Raw genomic sequence first — 16,769 nt, 5'->3', positions numbered from 1 at the left:
GCGTGTTTCGCGTGGCAGATGGGAATGAAACCATTCATCGGCCGCTAATTTGTCGGGATGGATTGCAATTCATGAATATTGAAAAAAATGGCTAACCCATGACTATACGTGTAGCTCTGCATCATAAATCACATTATGTTTTCGACCGAGCTGTGGTCGCTTCACCGCATGAAATTCGTTTGCGGCCGGCCGCGCACAGTCGCACGCCAGTGTCCGGATATTCATTAAAAGTAAAGCCGGAAAAACACTTCATCCACTGGCAGCAGGATGCCTACGGTAACTTTGTCGCGCGGATTACCTTTCCGGAGCCGACCCAGGAAATCGATATCACCGTTGATCTACTGGCTGATATGACGGTTATCAACCCGTTCGATTTTTTCGTCGAAGAATGGGCGGAGCAGTTTCCGTTTAAATACCCGACGATCTTGCAAGACGAGCTGGCGCCGTTTCTGGAAACCGAAACCCCAGGCCCGCAATTAACCGCTTGGATGAATGCATTTAAGCCGCAGATTCCACAACAGATCACAACGACTAATTTTCTGGTTAGTCTGAATCATAAGTTGCATGATGATATTTCCTATCTGATCCGGATGGAAGCTGGGGTGCAAAGTTGTGAAGAAACTTTGCAGAACAGATCCGGTTCCTGCCGGGACAGTGCCTGGTTATTGGTGCAAATGCTGCGCAATCTGGGGATTGCTGCCCGCTTTGTTTCCGGCTATTTAATTCAGCTGGTGGCTGATGAAAAACCCCTGGATGGTCCCGCCGGGCCTACGGAGGATTTCACCGATTTACATGCCTGGTGTGAAGCCTATATTCCGGGGGCAGGTTGGGTCGGTTTGGATGCGACTTCTGGTTTACTGGCCGGAGAAGGTCATATTCCTTTGGCGGTCAGTGCTTCACCGGCCTCCGCAGCGCCGGTTAGTGGTTTAACCAGTATTTGCCAGGCGCAATTGAATGTGGAAATGGTCGTCACCCGCATCCACGAAGATCCACGCGTGACCAAACCGTATACCGAAGAGCAATGGCAGATTATTCGCGCCTTAGGCCAGAGTATCGATCAGGAATTGAAATCTGCCGATGTACGGCTAACCCAAGGTGGTGAGCCGACTTTTGTCTCGGTAGATAACATGGACGGGGAGGAATGGAATATTGCGGCGCTGGGACCAGAAAAATGGCAGTTAGCCAATGATTTGTTGCGCCGAATACAGGCGCGATTTGCCCCTGGTGGTGTTTTACATTTTGGCCAAGGCAAATGGTACCCAGGTGAACCGTTGCCGCGTTGGGCCTTGAGTGTGTATTGGCGAACAGACGGTGTGCCGGTTTGGCGTGATTTAAGCCTGATTGCTGAGCAAGCAGCCGAAATCGATGCTTCGGGCTTGCAACGTTATGCCGAAGCATTGGCTGAACAACTGAATGTCAATTCCGGCTACCTGATTCCGGCTTATGAAGATCCCTGGTTAGTGCTGGACGAAGAAAGTCGCATGCCGACTAATATCGATCCCTATGCGGTCGATTTGCAACAAAAAAACGTACGTGGTGCGCTGGCAAAACAGTTGCGTTCTGGTCTGGCAGCCGTCAAAGGTTTTGTGCTGCCACTGAAAGCCAATGATGATAAAGACATAGTCTGGCAATCCAGTTTGTGGCCGTTGAAGCATGAAAGGCTGTATCTATTGCCCGGTGATTCGCCATTGGGTTTGCGTTTACCGCTGAGTAGTTTGCCTTGGGTGGCATCTGATGATTTTGAAGTGGAATTACCGGCTGACCCGTTTGCTCCGCGTGAAAAATTAAGCGAATACCCGCGTACTAAACAAGCACGCACACCAGAGCCGATCAACCAAGATCCAGCTGCGAAGGAAGTGATTCATACTGCATTAGCACTGGAAGTGCGGGATGGCATGCTGTATGTGTTCATGCCGCCGGTTACCAGTCTGGAAGCCTGGCTGGAGTTGCTGACTGCGGTGGAAGAATGTGCCGCCAAACTGAAGCAACCGCTGCGTCTGGAGGGCTATGCACCACCGCGCGATCCCAGGTTGTTGTCTTTATCCGTGACGCCTGATCCTGGCGTGATTGAAGTCAATATTCATCCTTCCGCTAGTTGGGATGAGTTAGAAAGTCGTACGCAGGCTTTGTATGAAGAGGCTCGTCTAACGCGATTGGCGACTGAAAAATTTATGCTGGATGGCCGGCATACCGGTACTGGCGGCGGCAATCATATTACATTAGGTGGCGCAACGGCAGTCGAAAGTCCCTTTCTGCGCAGACCGGATTTGCTGAAAAGCTTAATCAGTTATTGGCAGCAACATCCTGCTTTATCTTATTTGTTTTCCGGCCAGTTTATTGGCCCAACCAGCCAGGCGCCGCGTGTCGATGAAGCCCGCGACGACAATTTGTACGAGCTGGAAATTGCTTTTCAGCAAATTGAAGAAAAACTCAACATAGGTGAAGAAAGTGCCCAACCTTGGTTGGTGGATAGATTGCTACGCAATTTGTTGATCGATTTAACCGGTAACACGCATAGAGCCGAATTTTGCATCGATAAATTATATTCACCGGACACGGCGACCGGCAGACTGGGTTTGCTGGAACTGCGCGCATTTGAAATGCCACCCCATTACCGCATGAGTTTGTTGCAATCATTGTTGCTGCGGGCATTGGTGGCTAGGTTCTGGAAAAATCCGCATCGCGGCAAACTGGTTTATTGGGATACTGCTTTGCACGATAGATTCATGTTGCCGCATTTTATCGAGCAGGATATGCGCGATATTTGCCGTGATTTACGCAGTGCGGGTTATGCGATTGACGATGCCTGGTTTGCGCCATTTTTTGAATTTAGATTTCCGCATTACGGCAGCGTGGTCTATGAAGGCGTGCAGATGGAATTGCGTCAAGCTATCGAGCCCTGGCACGTGCTGGGTGAAGAAGTTAGCGGTTCCGGCACGGCTCGCTATGTCGACTCTTCGGTGGAGCGCATGCAGGTGAAAGTTACCGGCATGATAGGTAATCGACATCAAGTGGTGTGCAACGGTCGTGTTGTGCCATTGCATCCTACCGGCGTACCGGGTGAATTTGTCGCTGCTGTACGCTTTAAAGCCTGGGCGCCGCCGTCCGCATTGCATCCAAGTATTGGCGAGCATGCGCCGTTGGTATTTGATTTGCTGGATGGTTGGAATGGACGATCTATTGGCGGCTGTACTTATCATGTCAGTCATCCCGGTGGCCGTAATTACGACACGTTTCCAGTTAATGCCAACGAAGCCGAAGCTCGTCGTCGGGCACGTTTTTGGGATCATGGTCACAGCGCTGGCAGCATGCAGGTCAAAGAGGAAGCCATTAATCCACGCTTTCCGATGACGTTGGATTTACGCTGGCAGCCTAAATAACTAAAGTTTAGAATTTTCTAGGAGTTCCATATGCTCTGTTCAACCAACCTGCCACGCTTTGGCGATAAACAAAACTCGGATTTTTTTGAAGATTATCTGCAACGATTACTGGAGGAGCGTGATCGTAGCGGCTTGACCGACATGATAGGCGGTATCGAAGCACTGATGATCAGCGTCGAACCCGGCAATTCAGTCGAATACATTGCTGAGCTGGCTTTAATGACGCCGTATCAATATCTGGTAACACTCGATAGCGACAAACATATGACTCATGTGCTGCGCATTGATATGAAGTCGCCGGACATTCTATTACGTGAGATAAAAAGCCCGGATCAAAGCGACATTTTTCGCAGCCTCAATAATATGTATCCGGTGGGCGCTATGCGTCCGCATAGTCGTTATTTGGGTGAGATTTTGCTGGCCAACGATAGGCATGCTGTGGTGGCCGAGCAACAGCAGCGGGAATTCCGGTTTTTTTCGGTGGGGCAATTGGCCGAAATGGATTTACCCTTGAATATCAGTTTGTCTAAACCTTCACCGTATACGCAAAATATGGTTGGTTACATGGAGCGTCCGGTCGACGGAATTCGGGTCTATCAACATGGCGAGTGTCTAATTCTACCTGCCGCGCAAGCAGCTAACGATAGAGGCAAGGAAATGCAGGAGCGTATGGGGATAGCGGATTTAGTCAAGCCCATCGATCATCTTGCAACCCGGGTTTACAGTCAGAATCGAGAACCGGCATTGCTGGAATATATGGCTTTATCCAGTTATTACTATTGGGGTAGTTACGATATCAAGGACCAAAACTCCTCGACCAATGTGACTAAAAACGTCCGTCAACACCCTGAATCAATGAGCCCGGCCAAAGTGTTTACTGCTAACAATCATCCTTATTGTGTAGGTCATCTGGATAAATTACCTAGCCCTACAGAAACCTTTGTGCGTAATTACGGCCCGCGCTTACATCACATTGCGGTGGAAGTGAAGGATGGTCAAATCAACGGCCGGGAAAATATCGATTACATCGTTGAAGCTATCGCAGCTCAAGGCAAAGGCTTTTTATTAGACACCGTCGGTTCACGCGAAGAAGGCTTGAAACAGATCTTCTCCTCGGCGTCTGATTTTTCTTCGTTGATCATCGAATATGTTCAACGTTTTGGCGATTTTCAGGGGTTCTTTACCCGAGAAAACGTGGCTCTATTGACTTATGCGGCCGGGCAGGAAGAGGGCGTTAAAGGCAAGATTTAGAGTCTATCAGGGATTTCTTGTATGCATAAGATAGCGCTGTATTTGTCCGTCCGCTGCATTTGCCGGATCTTTTTGTGTTGATTGGCTTACCAGGCTTTTTTTGACTTCAAGGCGTGTTTGGTTTTAGCCTAAATTTTCGTGGTTTTTTATGATATTTGCTTGAGTTACAATCATATCGTTTTAAAACCATCCTATCTATGGAGAAAAAAATGGCAGATTTTAGAAAATACAAATGCAAAACCTGTGGACACATTTACGATGAGCAGTTAGGCGACCCCAAAAATGGCGTGGCTCCAGGGACTCTATGGGAAGATGTGCCAGAAGATTGGGGTTGTCCAAAATGTGGTGCTATTAAATCCATGTTCAACTTGATGCGCTAATCCCTAAAACAGGGTTGAGCAAAAAGAAAAGGGCGCAGTGCGCCCTTTTTTGAGCAAGTTAGGAAAGCTTGCTTTTAATAAAGCTAACAATGTCTGCAAAGGCCACTTCCTGGCTTTCTTTATCAGTCCTGCCTTGATATTCCACCGTGTCAGTGTCCAGTCCACGATCACCCAATACAATACGGTGTGGAATCCCGATCAGTTCCATGTCTGAGAACATAAAACCGGCACGTACTTTTCTGTCGTCCAGTAAAACATCAATGCCAGCATCGGATAATTCGCCATAAATCTTTTCCACTGTGTCGGCAAGACGGTGAGATTTGTGCATATTCATCGGGCAGATTGCCACCTGGAACGGTGCCAACTCGTTGGGCCAGATGATGCCGCGCTCATCATGACCTTGCTCGATGGCGGCTGCAACGATGCGGGAAATGCCGATACCGTAGCAGCCCATCAGCATGATTTGATTTTTACCGGCTTCGTTGATGATAGCGGCATTCATGGCTTCGCTATATTTGTTGCCAAGCTGAAAGATATGGCCGACTTCGATACCGCGAGCGATAGTGATTTGTCCGTTGCCGTCAGGACTGGGGTCGCCTTCTATCACCATGCGCAAGTCAGCAATCTGCTCAGGCAAAGGTAGATCGCGCAGCCAGTTGGTGCCACTGTAATGTTTACCATCTTGATTGGCACCGCAGATAAAGTCTGCCATTAAAGTGCTGCTTCGATCAGCGATGATAGGCATCTTTAGTCCGATTGGGCCGATAGAGCCGGGTTTGCATCCACAGGCTACGATGATTTCTTCGTCGCTGGCAAATTGCAGAGGCGAGAGCACGCCAGCTATTTTTTCGGCTTTGATTGGGTTCAATTCATGGTCGCCACGGAGTAGCAAAGCAACCAAGGTATTATCTTCGGCTTTCACAATCAGGGTTTTTAAACAGCTTGCGGCGTCGACGCTAAAAAACTGGCTGACTTCTTCTATGCTGTGCTGATTGGGGGTGTCGATCAAGCTCATGTCTTGTGTCGGTTCAGGACGTTGGCCTAATGGCATGAGTGCTTCGGCTTTTTCAACGTTGGCGGCATAGTCGCTGGCATTGGAAAAAGCAATCGCATCCTCGCCGGAATCTGCCAGCACATGAAACTCATGCGATACGGCGCCGCCAATAGAGCCGGAGTCGGCAATAACAGCGCGAAACTTCAAGCCAAACCGATTAAAAATATTGCTGTAAGCCTGATACATCAAATCGTAAGTTTCCTGCAATGATTCCTGATCGAGATGAAAAGAGTAAGCATCTTTCATCACAAACTCGCGTGAACGCATGACACCAAAACGTGGGCGTATTTCGTCGCGAAATTTTGTTTGAATTTGAAAATAGGTAATGGGCAGTTGTTTGTAACTTTTTAGTTCGTTGCGGGCTAAGTCAGTAATGATTTCTTCGTGAGTCGGACCTAAGCAAAAGTCACGCGCATGTCTATCCTGCATACGAGCTAATTCCGGGCCGTATTTTTCCCAGCGTCCGGTTTCCTGCCAGAGTTCTGCAGGTTGCAGCGCAGGCATCAAGACTTCAAGAGCGCCTGCTTTGTTCATTTCTTCGCGGGTAATTTGTTCCACCTTACGCAGCACGCGTAACCCCAGAGGTAGCCAGGTATATATGCCAGCCGCGATTTTGCGAATCAGGCCAGCGCGGATCATCAATTTGTGGCTGGCGATTTCGGCGTCGGCAGGCGTTTCTTTTACTGTGCTTAATGGGAATTGTGATGTACGCATGTTGATGAGAGTCGATTTATAGATAAAACCTTATTTTACCGGTTAAGCTGCGGGCTGAGAATTTTAACGATAAGATTTTTTAATAAATAAGTCTCAGCGCAGGCTAGATATTGCTTAATTGAGTTAAATTTGGGAAACTCACATTGAGAATATGTATGGATGAAATTATGGTTAAGGTTATGCTGGTTGATGATCATGAATTGGTAAGGAGTGGGATCGAAGCCTTGTTGAATTCAGTTGAGGGCCTTGATGTGGTCGCGGTTTGTGATTGCGGAGAAAAGGCTTTGCAATTGATAGCGATAGACTTGCCAGATGTGGTTCTAATGGATGTGAATATGCCCGGCATGGGAGGCTTTGAGGCTTGCCGGCGGATTTTGCAAGGCTTTCCGACGGTTAAAGTGATTGGGCTTTCTGTACATAATGGCGGCCCAATACCTCAGCAATTGTTGAAGTTGGGGGTAGAAGGCTTTGTATCCAAAGCTTCGCCCTTAAGTGAAATGGTGGAAGCTATCAGGACGGTTATGTCTGGTACGCGTTATTTATGCAAGGATGTAGCCAGTAATTTGGCGTTTGAATCTATAGCAACTGATGAAGCCTCTCCATTTTTGAATTTGTCACAACGTGAGTCCGAAGTGGCACAGATGATTTTAAAAAGTAAGGGCATTCAGGAGATTGCCGAAGCTTTGACGATTAGCGATAAAACCGTCAATACTTATCGCTATCGCTTGTATGCTAAATTGAAAATAAAAAACGACGTAGAGTTAACCCGCTTGGCGGCGAAGTATAATTTTTTTGATACGTTTTAAATATGGACATTCGAAATTTAGTATTCAAATACCATAGACCTGGTATCTGAATTTGCTTGGTTTTAATGCATTGTCAGGCAATTCTCGTCTCTATACTGTCATCGCGTTGGCCTAATTGAAGGCAGCAATTAAACCTAAAACAGTCACAAGTTCCGGCCTGTTTTAGGCCAGAACTCCCAATTGTAAAAGTGTTTTTTGTAGCTAATTGCTGTTGCTTCTTGCCTTGTTTTTGGCAAGTAAGTTGGGCGGTGGGCCGATCGGCTCGAAGTGCTTCAGCAGGGGAATATCATCCTTATTGACCCACCTGATGTCGAGGTCGTAGGTGCCTGGTTGTCCCCAGCCGCCAGTGAATTTCTTGCCATCAGGCGTGAATGCCCAGCACATGTCTTCGCCAGCGGTATTGATGGTATCACCAAGGTTTAATGGCTCCTGCCATTCGCCCTTGGGATTCTGATAGGCGATCCACTCGTCATGTCCGCCTCGCGAACCGAGATCGGGCCGTGTGCTGGTCACGATGATGCTCTTGCCATCCTTTGACAGTCCGGTCCAGTGCAGATGGTCGCGGTGCGGCGAATTGATTCTTTGACCCAGGCTCTGCGGTTTCTGCCAGATGCCGTCCTTTTTCTCAACCTTCCAGATGTCGCTGTCCTGCGTGACTCCCGGTTGCTGGTAGCTGAAGTAAATCAGGCTGTCGGAGGCGATGATCGGGCAGTGCTCCTCGCCGGTCGGTGTATTGAGGTGCGGCAGCCCCGGCACGTCGTTCCAATTTTTGGCTGGCTGCCAGACGCCATTAACTTTCTGAGTGACATAGAGGTCGCCGGTAGACAGATTGCCGGGCTCGTACCTGGTGAAGTAAATGGCATTGCCGTCATCGGAAAGGCTGGCCTCCAGCTCCCAGGCCGCTGTGTTAATGTTCGGTCCCGCAGAAGGGTCGATGTCCGGTCCCAAATGAACGGGAGTCTGCCAGGCTCCATTCACATAACGGGACATCCAGATGTCGAAGTTGTAGGGGCCGGGTGATTCTATGCTGCCCGGGCGGGTCGAGGTGAAGATGGCGGTTTTGCCATCGGCGCTGTAAGTGATTTCGAAGTCCGAACCTGCTGAGTTGAGCGGCTCGCCCATGCTCTTCGATATTGGTGGAATCGCTTTAGCACTCCCGCTATCAGGCATGTCCATGCCGGGCATCGCGTTAGCAGCTCCGTGCCCCAACATGAGTACTAGTGCCACAGAGCCAGCAAACTTATTGCGATAAACCTTATGGGGTTTCGATCCTGTGCTATCGGCAGACATCTAAAGTTTTGCCTCAAGCACTAAATTGGTTGGTGTCGTTGCCGCGCGCCTTACTTGGCTGAAGCCTCCTGCATTGAGCACTTCGGTGAGCCTTTTTTGGCCGGCCTGAGCGCCTAAGCCAAGACCGACCTCCTGAGACTTGGAGGCGGGTACGCAGACCATCGTGGAAAAGGAATAATAAATCTGGCCCAAAGGATGCAGGTTTTCTTCCAGCTTATCGCCTGCAAAGGGCTCGACCAGCATAAATGTCCCACTGTCAGACAAGGTGTTTGCAATATGCTTGGCTGCACCAACGGGATCACCCATGTCGTGCAGCGCATCGAACATCGTGACAAGATCGTAGTTTTTTCCGGGATATTCTTTCGCTGTCACGACTTCGAAAATCGTATTGCTGGCGACGCCTTCGGCTCTAGCCCGCTCACGTGCGTGTTCAATCGATGGCTCGTGAAAATCAAAGCCATGAAAGGTCGAGTTAGGGAATGCCTTGGCCATCAGGATAGTGGAAGATCCATGCCCGCAGCCGATATCGGCAACTTTGGCGCCAGCTTGCAGTTTTTCCCGGACGCCCTCAAGCGACGGTATCCATGCATCGACCAGATTCATCGCATACATGGGCCGGAAGAAGCGTTCGGTACCGCAGAACAAACAAGGACTATGATCGCTCCAGGGCAGGCCTTTACCGGAGCGGAAAACTTCAGTCAGTTTGGGTTCATCGACATAAGCAGACATGACTGCCTGGAAGAAGCCTTGCATGCAAGCCGGATGACCTTCGGCAGCAAAAATGACGGCTTGCTCGGGCGACAATGAAAATTTGCCGGCAGTTGGATCGTAATTCACATACCCGGCCGCCGCATTGGCAGACAGCCACTCCCGAAGATAGCGTTCATCCATTCCGGTGCTATCGGCCAGTTCCTGACTGGTTGCAGGACTGATTTCAGCCAAAGCGCTATAAAGGTCAAGTTTGTCGCCTATATAGGCTATCAGCAAGCCCAAAGAGCCGGCTACATCACCCATCACTTTTCCCTGCAACTGTTCCAGTTTGCTCTCGTTAATATCTGTTAAGCGTATTGCCATTTCTTGTGCTTCCTGTTGGTAAGATCTTTGCCAGAAATCTTTTGCTAATAGTGGGATTGCGGGGGTGCCGCAAAGATTAAATACCTATTTATACTGTTTATTAGGCATTCCTTTTCGAATCCTATGTGCAGTTTCGATTAGTGTTAGGATTTCGTTACAAATAACTTCTCCCTTTGAAAAAGAGGGGCGCCGTAAACGCGTGATTCGGAACAAATCGAATTCTGGAAAGTTATTTATGACCATGTCCTTAGCTTCGAAGCAAGGGCTTTTCCGTCTCAAACAATATCGCTTGCATCGGATAGCGCATCGGGCTGGCGCCAAACTCTTTTTTGAATGCCGCTGCCAGTTCTTTGACGATTTCCTCTGGATCAACGCCGCCGCGATCCCTGATTTCGAAGATCACCGGCGTGTATACCAAAGCTCGCGCAAACGCCGTCACATCGAGAATATTGTATTCGTGACGTTGCACGGAAATGACTACAGGATCAAAGCCGATGTGGATCAACTGTTCCTTGAGCGGATCGATTTGATGGCAGGACACCGGGTCGAATAGAAACTGAGGGGTGTCGGATGGAAAGTATTGCTTGAGGACTTCGAAGCTCAAGCTGGCAAACGGGTTGTAGCGTTCAGAGTCCCAGACGCGGAACAAGTAACGGCCGCCCGGCTTCAAGGTTCGGTAAACCTCACGAAAGCCCTTGTCCCGGTCGAAAAACATGATGCCGAATTGGCAGACCACAGCATCGAAGGCTTCATCATCGAATGGCAGCGCGGTAGCATCGACGTTTTGGAATGTGACTTGTTCATCGGGAAGAAACTTTGAGCGAGCGAGATCCATCATGGAATCGCTGATGTCGATCGCAGTCAGGCGAGCTTGTTTAGAAAGTAAATTACGCAAATGCCGAGTCACGATGCCGGTGCCGGCGGCAATTTCCAGTACATCCATCGGCGATTGTTCGGCGACGCGTCTTGCGGTATCGGCACCGTAGTGCTCGAATAGTACCGGCCCAAGATCGCGATCATACGGAATAACGACATCGTCTACATAGCCAGCCATAGCGTCACCTTAGATTAAGTTTGAATGACTGCCAACCTTAACAACTGACCAAGCATTATGTTGAATGGATTGGCATTTCTGGGTGTTTAAACCTGTCTAAACATTGTAAGCGATATGGTTAGTCATTAAAATGCATAATTAACGTCGAAATTGGCATGAGGTGTTTGCAAATATGCATGATCTAAACTGGGACGATCTACGTTATTTCGTCGAAGTCGTTCGAACGGGAAATGTGACGGAAGCAGGTTCGCGACTCGGCGTTAATCAATCAACAGTGAGCCGTCGAATTGCTCAGCTGGAACACCAATTGGGGAAAGCCTTATTCGACCGCACTGCGAAAGGCTGGGTAATCACGCCTGCCGGGGAAAAGATCGTCATGCTTGCCGAAGAAATGGCCAACCAAGCCAATGCCATTCATCGAAAAATCGAGAGTGACTCCGAGGACGTTTCGGGGTTAATCAAAGTGACGGCTTCCGATGTTTGCTTCAAACGTTTTGTGCTGCCGGTAATCCGCGATTTCAAACGAGGCCATCCCGATGTCGATTTTGAGTTGATCGCTGCTGAAGAAGTGTTAAATCTGGCGGGCAGGGAAGCCGACATTGCAATTCAAGCCATTATCGAGCCACCGCCGAATGTGGTGGGCAAACGCATCTGCCGGCTTGCCTATCATGTTTATGGCCGTCAGGAATTATTGCAGAATCTTGCGTCAGAAACGCCGTCCTGTATTACCTGGATAGGTGACGGGGTCACCATGCCGGGTTGGATCAAAAAAAACTTTCCCAAACTCAAGCGGGCTTACCGGACAAATTCCAGCGTAGCGATGTTTGAAATGTGCAGAGAAGGCCTGGGATTGGCTTTACTGCCCTGTTCCTTGGCCGATGAGGCGGCTGAGTTGGTGCGAGTGCCTTTAGAGCATGAAGAGTCCGGGTGTGACGTTTGGGTTCTCAGTCATGTCGATTTACGCACAACTGCAAGAGTTCGTATCTTTCGAGATCGCATGGTCGAATTTCTGACTAAGGAAATTGACTTGCTGGAAGGTCGAAAGCCCAGGAAAAACTAGCTGTGCCGGCTTGTTGTGATTATCGGCATTTGATTTGAAGGGGATGTGTCGATCAAAGCTTCTCCCTTTAACTTTGCATGTCCAGCGATATTTGCCCAGCAATAATTGGGCAAATTGTTACCTGATTAGTAAGTATCTTTAGCTATACCCAAGAAGTTCGTCATGCTCGCCGGGAGGCGGGCATCCAGTACCATGCATGGCAAGCATAGCGCTATCCATGCAGTCTGGATTTCGGCATTCCCTGCCGAAATGACGATTTATAGGAAGTGAGGGTAGATTAGCTGAAGAAGTTTGCTAATCCGCTATTGTTAAGCTCAAACCAGCTTTTGTGCTTTACTGAAAGCTTCCCTGAAGTCGATAAACACCGGTTTTTCACTAGCCAACATGGATTTTAACAATTCATGCTGTAATTTATATTTCACATTCCCCACGGCCAGCGCGCCCACGCCAACGGCGTTTTGTGCTTGAGAGGCATGTATCATAGGCGTTGCCATGTCGTTAGACTCGATACCTTCAATGCCGGCCGGAGGTACTGCGTTAACATCGCCAGCCACTTTTAATTGTTGAGTTTGTGCCAATACAGTAGCGTTTAACACCCGAATCCCGGCTTTAGCTGTACAAAATACAATATCGGCATCTGCAAGTAAGGCGATCTTGTCAGCGTCGGTTTTTGCTACGGCGCCGGTCATGCTGGCATTAAAGCGGCGGTTGTATTGTTTGGCTGCGTCGTTGGCGGTGTCGACAGATAGGTGGTCAACTAATATAGTTTTTGCGCCCTGTAATGAGGCAATGATACCTGTGGCAATGCCGACGGGGCCGGTGCCGCCAAATACCAAAGCCTTGCAGTCTTTTAGCTGTTTGTGGTGGGTTTGTTGCAAGGCTTTTTCTACACAGGCAACCAGTGCCGCCGCCGTGGTGTAGGCACCGCTAGGGTCGGCAAATACAGATATTTCAAACGGCGGCACCATGGCTGGCTGGGTAGCCTCCAACATGTCAATGGCCAAGCCTATGTCACGCCCACCGATAAAAATGCCGGTTTTTTTGATGCCGCTCGGACTGCGCGAAAAAATTGCATCCTGCGTCAGGTTTGGGATGTTTTCTAACTTGACATTGGAATATGGCATGAGGACGTCAAAGCCGGCATCAAGCGCCATGTTGATGTCAAACGGACTGTTGTTTGGCATCGGGTCGAACATGTGAAGTATGCTGCGTTTTGGCATTTTGATCTTAACCTCGTTAGTTGACGGACATTGGCGCTTGCAAAAGGCGTTAATGAGTTGACTTAATAAATTCACGCGCGACTTCAAATGCGTGTTCAAAATGCAGGTACAGCGCTTGGTCACTTTCCAGCATGCGTTTTAATAGTCGGCTCTGGGCTTGATATTTAATATTGCCGATTGCCAGTGCGCCAATACCTACGGCGCCGCTTTTTGATCCGGCAATGGCTTTGCCACTGTCAAATGCATCGACTCCTGCAATGCCGGCGGGTGGCACGGCGTTGACATCTGCGGCTACTTTCAGTTGTGGAGCCGCAGCGATTAAGTCGGCACTCAATAATTCGATGCCGGCAGCGCCGGTAGCAAATACGATGTCAGTAGTTTGCATGTATTCGGCTTTATCACTATCGGCTCCGGCAGATACAGAGATTTTACCATCCCCGAATTCTTGGCTGCACAACTCGGCGGTGCGTTGGGCTTTGTCCAGCTGTCTGCCGATAATTCTGACATGGGCACCGGCTTGAGCGGCAATCACGGCGGCAGCTTGTCCAACAGGGCCTGTGCCACCTAAAGCTAAAATATTTTTGCCTTCCAAGGTGGTGTTGAATTTATCTGCCAGTTCTTTTTCAACGGCAGCCACCATGCCAGCCGCGGTGGTAAATGCGCCGCTAGGATCGGCAAATACGGATACTTCAAAAGGCGGAACCATAGAATTTTTAGCCAATTTCAGCATGTCCATGGCTTGTTTGGTTTCGCGGCCACCGATGAAAATCGCTGTGCGTTTCAAGCCTTTGGGGCTGCGAGAAAAAATAGCGTCTTGCACCAAGCCTCGTACTTCACTGGGCTCGACGTTGATGTAAGGAACGGCTGAAATCCAGCCGGCATCCATTGCCATGTTGACATCGAAAGGGCTTAAGTTTTTAGCTGTAGTCAGCATGTGTAGGATGAAAGGTTTTTCCATGATCGTCTCTTAAATTTTGATTAGCCGCCAAGTATAAAAGAAAAGGCGAGTCGTTAACAATTTTAGGCTGGGTCGCAAATTATGCTAGCTTAAAGGCTTATTTTAATTTGTCGGTGACATGTGGCTGGATGGCATGGTACATCAACTGATGCATTCTGGGATTGCCAACGATGATATTGCCGGATTGCAAATATTTATCATTAAATGAAAAGTCGGTAGCAACGCCGCCCGCTTCCTGAACCATCAGTACACCGGCCGCAATATCCCATTCTTTGACGCCGATTTCCCAAAAAGCATCCAATCGGCCGCAGGCAACATAAGCCACATCCAATGCAGCGGCACCCGCACGGCGAATACCTGCGGTATCAGCTGTAATGGCGCGGAACATACCTAAATAGGGCTCGATGTGCTCCATGGTTTTAAACGGAAAGCCTGTGCCGATCAAAGCGCCGCGCATACTGTTTTGTTTGGTGACCCGAATCCGGCGGTTATTCAGCATGGCGCCGCCGCCACGTTCGGCTGTGAAAAGTTCATCACGCACTGGATCATAAATGACGCCAACTTCAAGTTTGTTTTTATGCTTTAACGCTATTGAGACGGCATATTGCGGAAAGCCATGCAAAAAATTGGTGGTGCCATCCAGCGGGTCGATAATCCAGACGTAATCATTTCCAGGGTATTCACCGCTTTCTTCTGCCAAAATCGCATGGTCTGGAAAAGAGGCACGGATAATTTTGATAATTTCTTGCTCTGCCTTGCGATCGACTTCGGTGGCGTAGTCGTTAAGGCTTTTTTGGTCGATGGTGAGTTTCTCGATATTTTGCGAGGAACGTTGAATGAGGTCGCCGGCATTGCGCGCTGCGCGCACGGCTATATTAAGCATAGGATGCATAGATCAAATTGATAATGAGCAGTTAGAAAACTCCGATAGCATAGCAAATCTTTTGTTAAAATCGGCGGTTTTTTAGTCATTGAGAACTCTCATTGTTATCCAATTTTAAAGTCGTTCTGGTGGAAACCTCACATCCCGGCAATATTGGCGCTGTTGCCAGGGCCATGAAAAACATGGGCATGAATCAATTGCGGCTAGTGACGCCAAAATATTTTCCACATGCCGATGCCACTGCTCGTGCATCCGGAGCAGATGATGTGTTGAAGATAGCGAGTATTCATGACTCATTATCCGAAGCTATCGCCGATTGTCAGATCGTACTGGGTGCCAGTGCTCGGGATAGAACTATTAGTTGGCCTTCTGTGACTGCGCGCGAATGTGCGGAAAAATGGGTTGATGTGGCCGGTGGAGCCAATATTGCCTTGGTTTTTGGCCGGGAAAACTCGGGTTTAAAAAATCATGAACTGGATTTGTGCCAATATTTGCTGCGCATTCCGTGTAACGCTGAGTACAGTTCTTTGAATTTGGCGGCGGCAGTACAAGTGGTGTGTTATGAGTTATTCGTTGCCAGCGGTCGGCAATACGCAAGCTCTATCGGTGACCGCGGGGAAGAGTCTTTGGCAACTGCGGAGCAGATGGAGGGCTTTTACCTGCATTTACAACAGACCATGGCTGATATTGGTTTTTTGCAACCGGAGCGCTCGAAATCCATCATGCGGCGTTTGCGGCGAGTGTTTAATCGCGCCTGGCTTGATACTAAAGAGCTGGACATACTGCGTGGTATTTTGCGCTTCTCACAAAATCACAACCTGAAGTAAGCGACATGTTCAGCCAAATTAAAGAAGATATTCAGTGCATTTTTGCACGTGATCCTGCTGCGCAATCAGCGTTTGAAGTGATTACTACCTATCCCGGGTTTCATGCGGTTTTGATTCATCGTTGCAGTCACGGGTTGTGGCGACGAGGATTTAACTGGCCTGCACGCTATATCTCGTTTTTGGGACGTTGGTTGACCGGAATTGAAATTCATCCGGGGGCTAAAATCGGCAGACGGTTTTTTATCGATCATGGTATGGGGGTGGTGATCGGTGAAACGGCAGTGATTGGCGACGATTGTACGTTGTATCACGGTGTTACTCTGGGCGGTACCAGTTGGAATAAGGGTAAACGGCATCCTACTTTGAAAAATGGGGTGGTGATTGGTGCAGGTGCCAAAGTGTTGGGCCCGATTGAAATCGGTGAGGGCGCACGAGTGGGGTCTAACTCGGTCGTTGTTAAACCAGTGCCGGATGGAATGACTGTGGTTGGGATTCCAGCGCATATTATCGATGCTAATAGCAAAAAGGATAAAGCCAGACGGGACGCTATGGCGCAAAAAATTGGCTTTGATGCCTATGGTGCAGCCGGCGATATGCCTGATCCGATTGCCAATGCCATCAATTTGATGTTGGATCATATTCATCAAATGGATAAACAGCTGGAAACTATGTGCCGTAAATTGAACGATGCCGGGATTCAGTGTGGTGAGCAAAACAGTCCACTGTTGGATGATTATCAAATCAAGGACAAAGGTTGAATGGCTGGCGCCATAATACTTGACTAAAATACTTGGTTTATTTATAGTGCCCTTACTATC

14 protein-coding genes are annotated in these 16,769 nt (G+C 48.8%); 7 read left to right on the top strand and 7 right to left on the bottom strand.

All coding sequences use genetic code 11. The features are described 5' to 3' along the window. The first annotated feature begins 98 nt into the window (after positions 1-98). The 3 genes from A1359_RS20375 to A1359_RS20365 all read left to right on the top strand — a co-directional run bounded on the left by A1359_RS20375 (position 99) and on the right by A1359_RS20365 (position 5,011). Positions 99-3,380 (top strand): transglutaminase family protein, encoded by a 3,282-nt coding sequence (locus A1359_RS20375; protein WP_066987812.1) that lies wholly within the window; start codon positions 99-101, stop codon positions 3,378-3,380. A 30-nt stretch (positions 3,381-3,410) separates the two neighbouring features. Further along, a complete protein-coding gene (locus tag A1359_RS20370; RefSeq protein WP_066987810.1) occupies positions 3,411-4,631 on the top strand; it encodes a VOC family protein in 1,221 nt (406 codons plus the stop codon). A 209-nt stretch (positions 4,632-4,840) separates the two neighbouring features. Then, positions 4,841-5,011 carry a rubredoxin gene (locus A1359_RS20365; RefSeq protein ID WP_066987809.1) on the top strand — a complete coding sequence of 57 codons (171 nt, stop codon included), beginning with the start codon at positions 4,841-4,843 and terminating at the stop codon, positions 5,009-5,011. Between the two features lie 58 nt (positions 5,012-5,069). On the opposite strand, the gene A1359_RS20360 is transcribed toward A1359_RS20365, so the two are convergent. After that, positions 5,070-6,779 carry a proline--tRNA ligase gene (locus A1359_RS20360; RefSeq protein ID WP_066987807.1) on the bottom strand — a complete coding sequence of 570 codons (1,710 nt, stop codon included), beginning with the start codon at positions 6,777-6,779 and terminating at the stop codon, positions 5,070-5,072. A gap of 155 nt (positions 6,780-6,934) precedes the next feature. On the opposite strand from A1359_RS20360, the gene A1359_RS20355 reads away from it, so the two are divergent. After that, positions 6,935-7,585: a response regulator gene (locus tag A1359_RS20355; RefSeq protein WP_332310104.1), complete on the top strand. Its 651-nt coding sequence runs from the start codon at positions 6,935-6,937 to the stop codon at positions 7,583-7,585. 201 nt (positions 7,586-7,786) lie between these two features. Here A1359_RS20355 and A1359_RS20350 read toward each other — a convergent pair whose 3' ends face one another. The 3 genes from A1359_RS20350 to A1359_RS20340 form a co-directional block, all read right to left on the bottom strand. Further along, positions 7,787-8,770: a hypothetical protein gene (locus tag A1359_RS20350; protein WP_232322419.1), complete on the bottom strand. Its 984-nt coding sequence runs from the start codon at positions 8,768-8,770 to the stop codon at positions 7,787-7,789. A 105-nt stretch (positions 8,771-8,875) separates the two neighbouring features. Next, a complete protein-coding gene (locus tag A1359_RS20345) occupies positions 8,876-9,949 on the bottom strand; it encodes a class I SAM-dependent methyltransferase (protein ID WP_066987805.1) in 1,074 nt (357 codons plus the stop codon). Between the two features lie 247 nt (positions 9,950-10,196). Then, entirely contained in the window at positions 10,197-11,003 is an 807-nt protein-coding gene (locus A1359_RS20340; protein WP_066987803.1) for a class I SAM-dependent methyltransferase, read from the bottom strand. A gap of 172 nt (positions 11,004-11,175) precedes the next feature. On the opposite strand from A1359_RS20340, the gene A1359_RS20335 reads away from it, so the two are divergent. After that, the gene (locus tag A1359_RS20335) at positions 11,176-12,063 is read left to right on the top strand and encodes a LysR family transcriptional regulator (protein WP_066987801.1); all 888 of its coding nucleotides are present in this window, start codon (positions 11,176-11,178) and stop codon (positions 12,061-12,063) included. 314 nt (positions 12,064-12,377) lie between these two features. Here A1359_RS20335 and A1359_RS20330 read toward each other — a convergent pair whose 3' ends face one another. The 3 genes from A1359_RS20330 to A1359_RS20320 all read right to left on the bottom strand — a co-directional run bounded on the left by A1359_RS20330 (position 12,378) and on the right by A1359_RS20320 (position 15,133). Further along, positions 12,378-13,283, bottom strand: coding sequence for an NAD(P)-dependent methylenetetrahydromethanopterin dehydrogenase (locus tag A1359_RS20330; protein ID WP_066987798.1), 906 nt, complete (start codon positions 13,281-13,283; stop codon positions 12,378-12,380). A 49-nt stretch (positions 13,284-13,332) separates the two neighbouring features. After that, positions 13,333-14,241: an NAD(P)-dependent methylenetetrahydromethanopterin dehydrogenase gene (locus A1359_RS20325; protein WP_066987797.1), complete on the bottom strand. Its 909-nt coding sequence runs from the start codon at positions 14,239-14,241 to the stop codon at positions 13,333-13,335. 97 nt (positions 14,242-14,338) lie between these two features. Next, positions 14,339-15,133, bottom strand: a complete 795-nt coding sequence (locus A1359_RS20320) for an inositol monophosphatase family protein (RefSeq protein WP_066987795.1) — start codon at positions 15,131-15,133, stop codon at positions 14,339-14,341. A 92-nt stretch (positions 15,134-15,225) separates the two neighbouring features. Between A1359_RS20320 and A1359_RS20315 the strand changes: the two genes are divergently transcribed. Both A1359_RS20315 and cysE read left to right on the top strand, forming a co-directional pair. Then, a complete protein-coding gene (locus A1359_RS20315) occupies positions 15,226-15,951 on the top strand; it encodes an RNA methyltransferase (RefSeq protein WP_066987793.1) in 726 nt (241 codons plus the stop codon). A 5-nt stretch (positions 15,952-15,956) separates the two neighbouring features. After that, complete coding sequence (cysE, locus tag A1359_RS20310; RefSeq protein ID WP_066987790.1) at positions 15,957-16,709, top strand: serine O-acetyltransferase; 753 nt, start codon at positions 15,957-15,959, stop codon at positions 16,707-16,709. Positions 16,710-16,769 lie beyond the last annotated feature (60 nt).

The organism is Methylomonas lenta (genome assembly GCF_001644015.1).
GTDB classification, from domain to species: domain Bacteria; phylum Pseudomonadota; class Gammaproteobacteria; order Methylococcales; family Methylomonadaceae; genus Methylomonas; species Methylomonas lenta.
The sequence above is the reverse complement of the archived record's forward strand: the minus strand, read 5'-3'. Positions and strand labels throughout refer to the sequence as shown.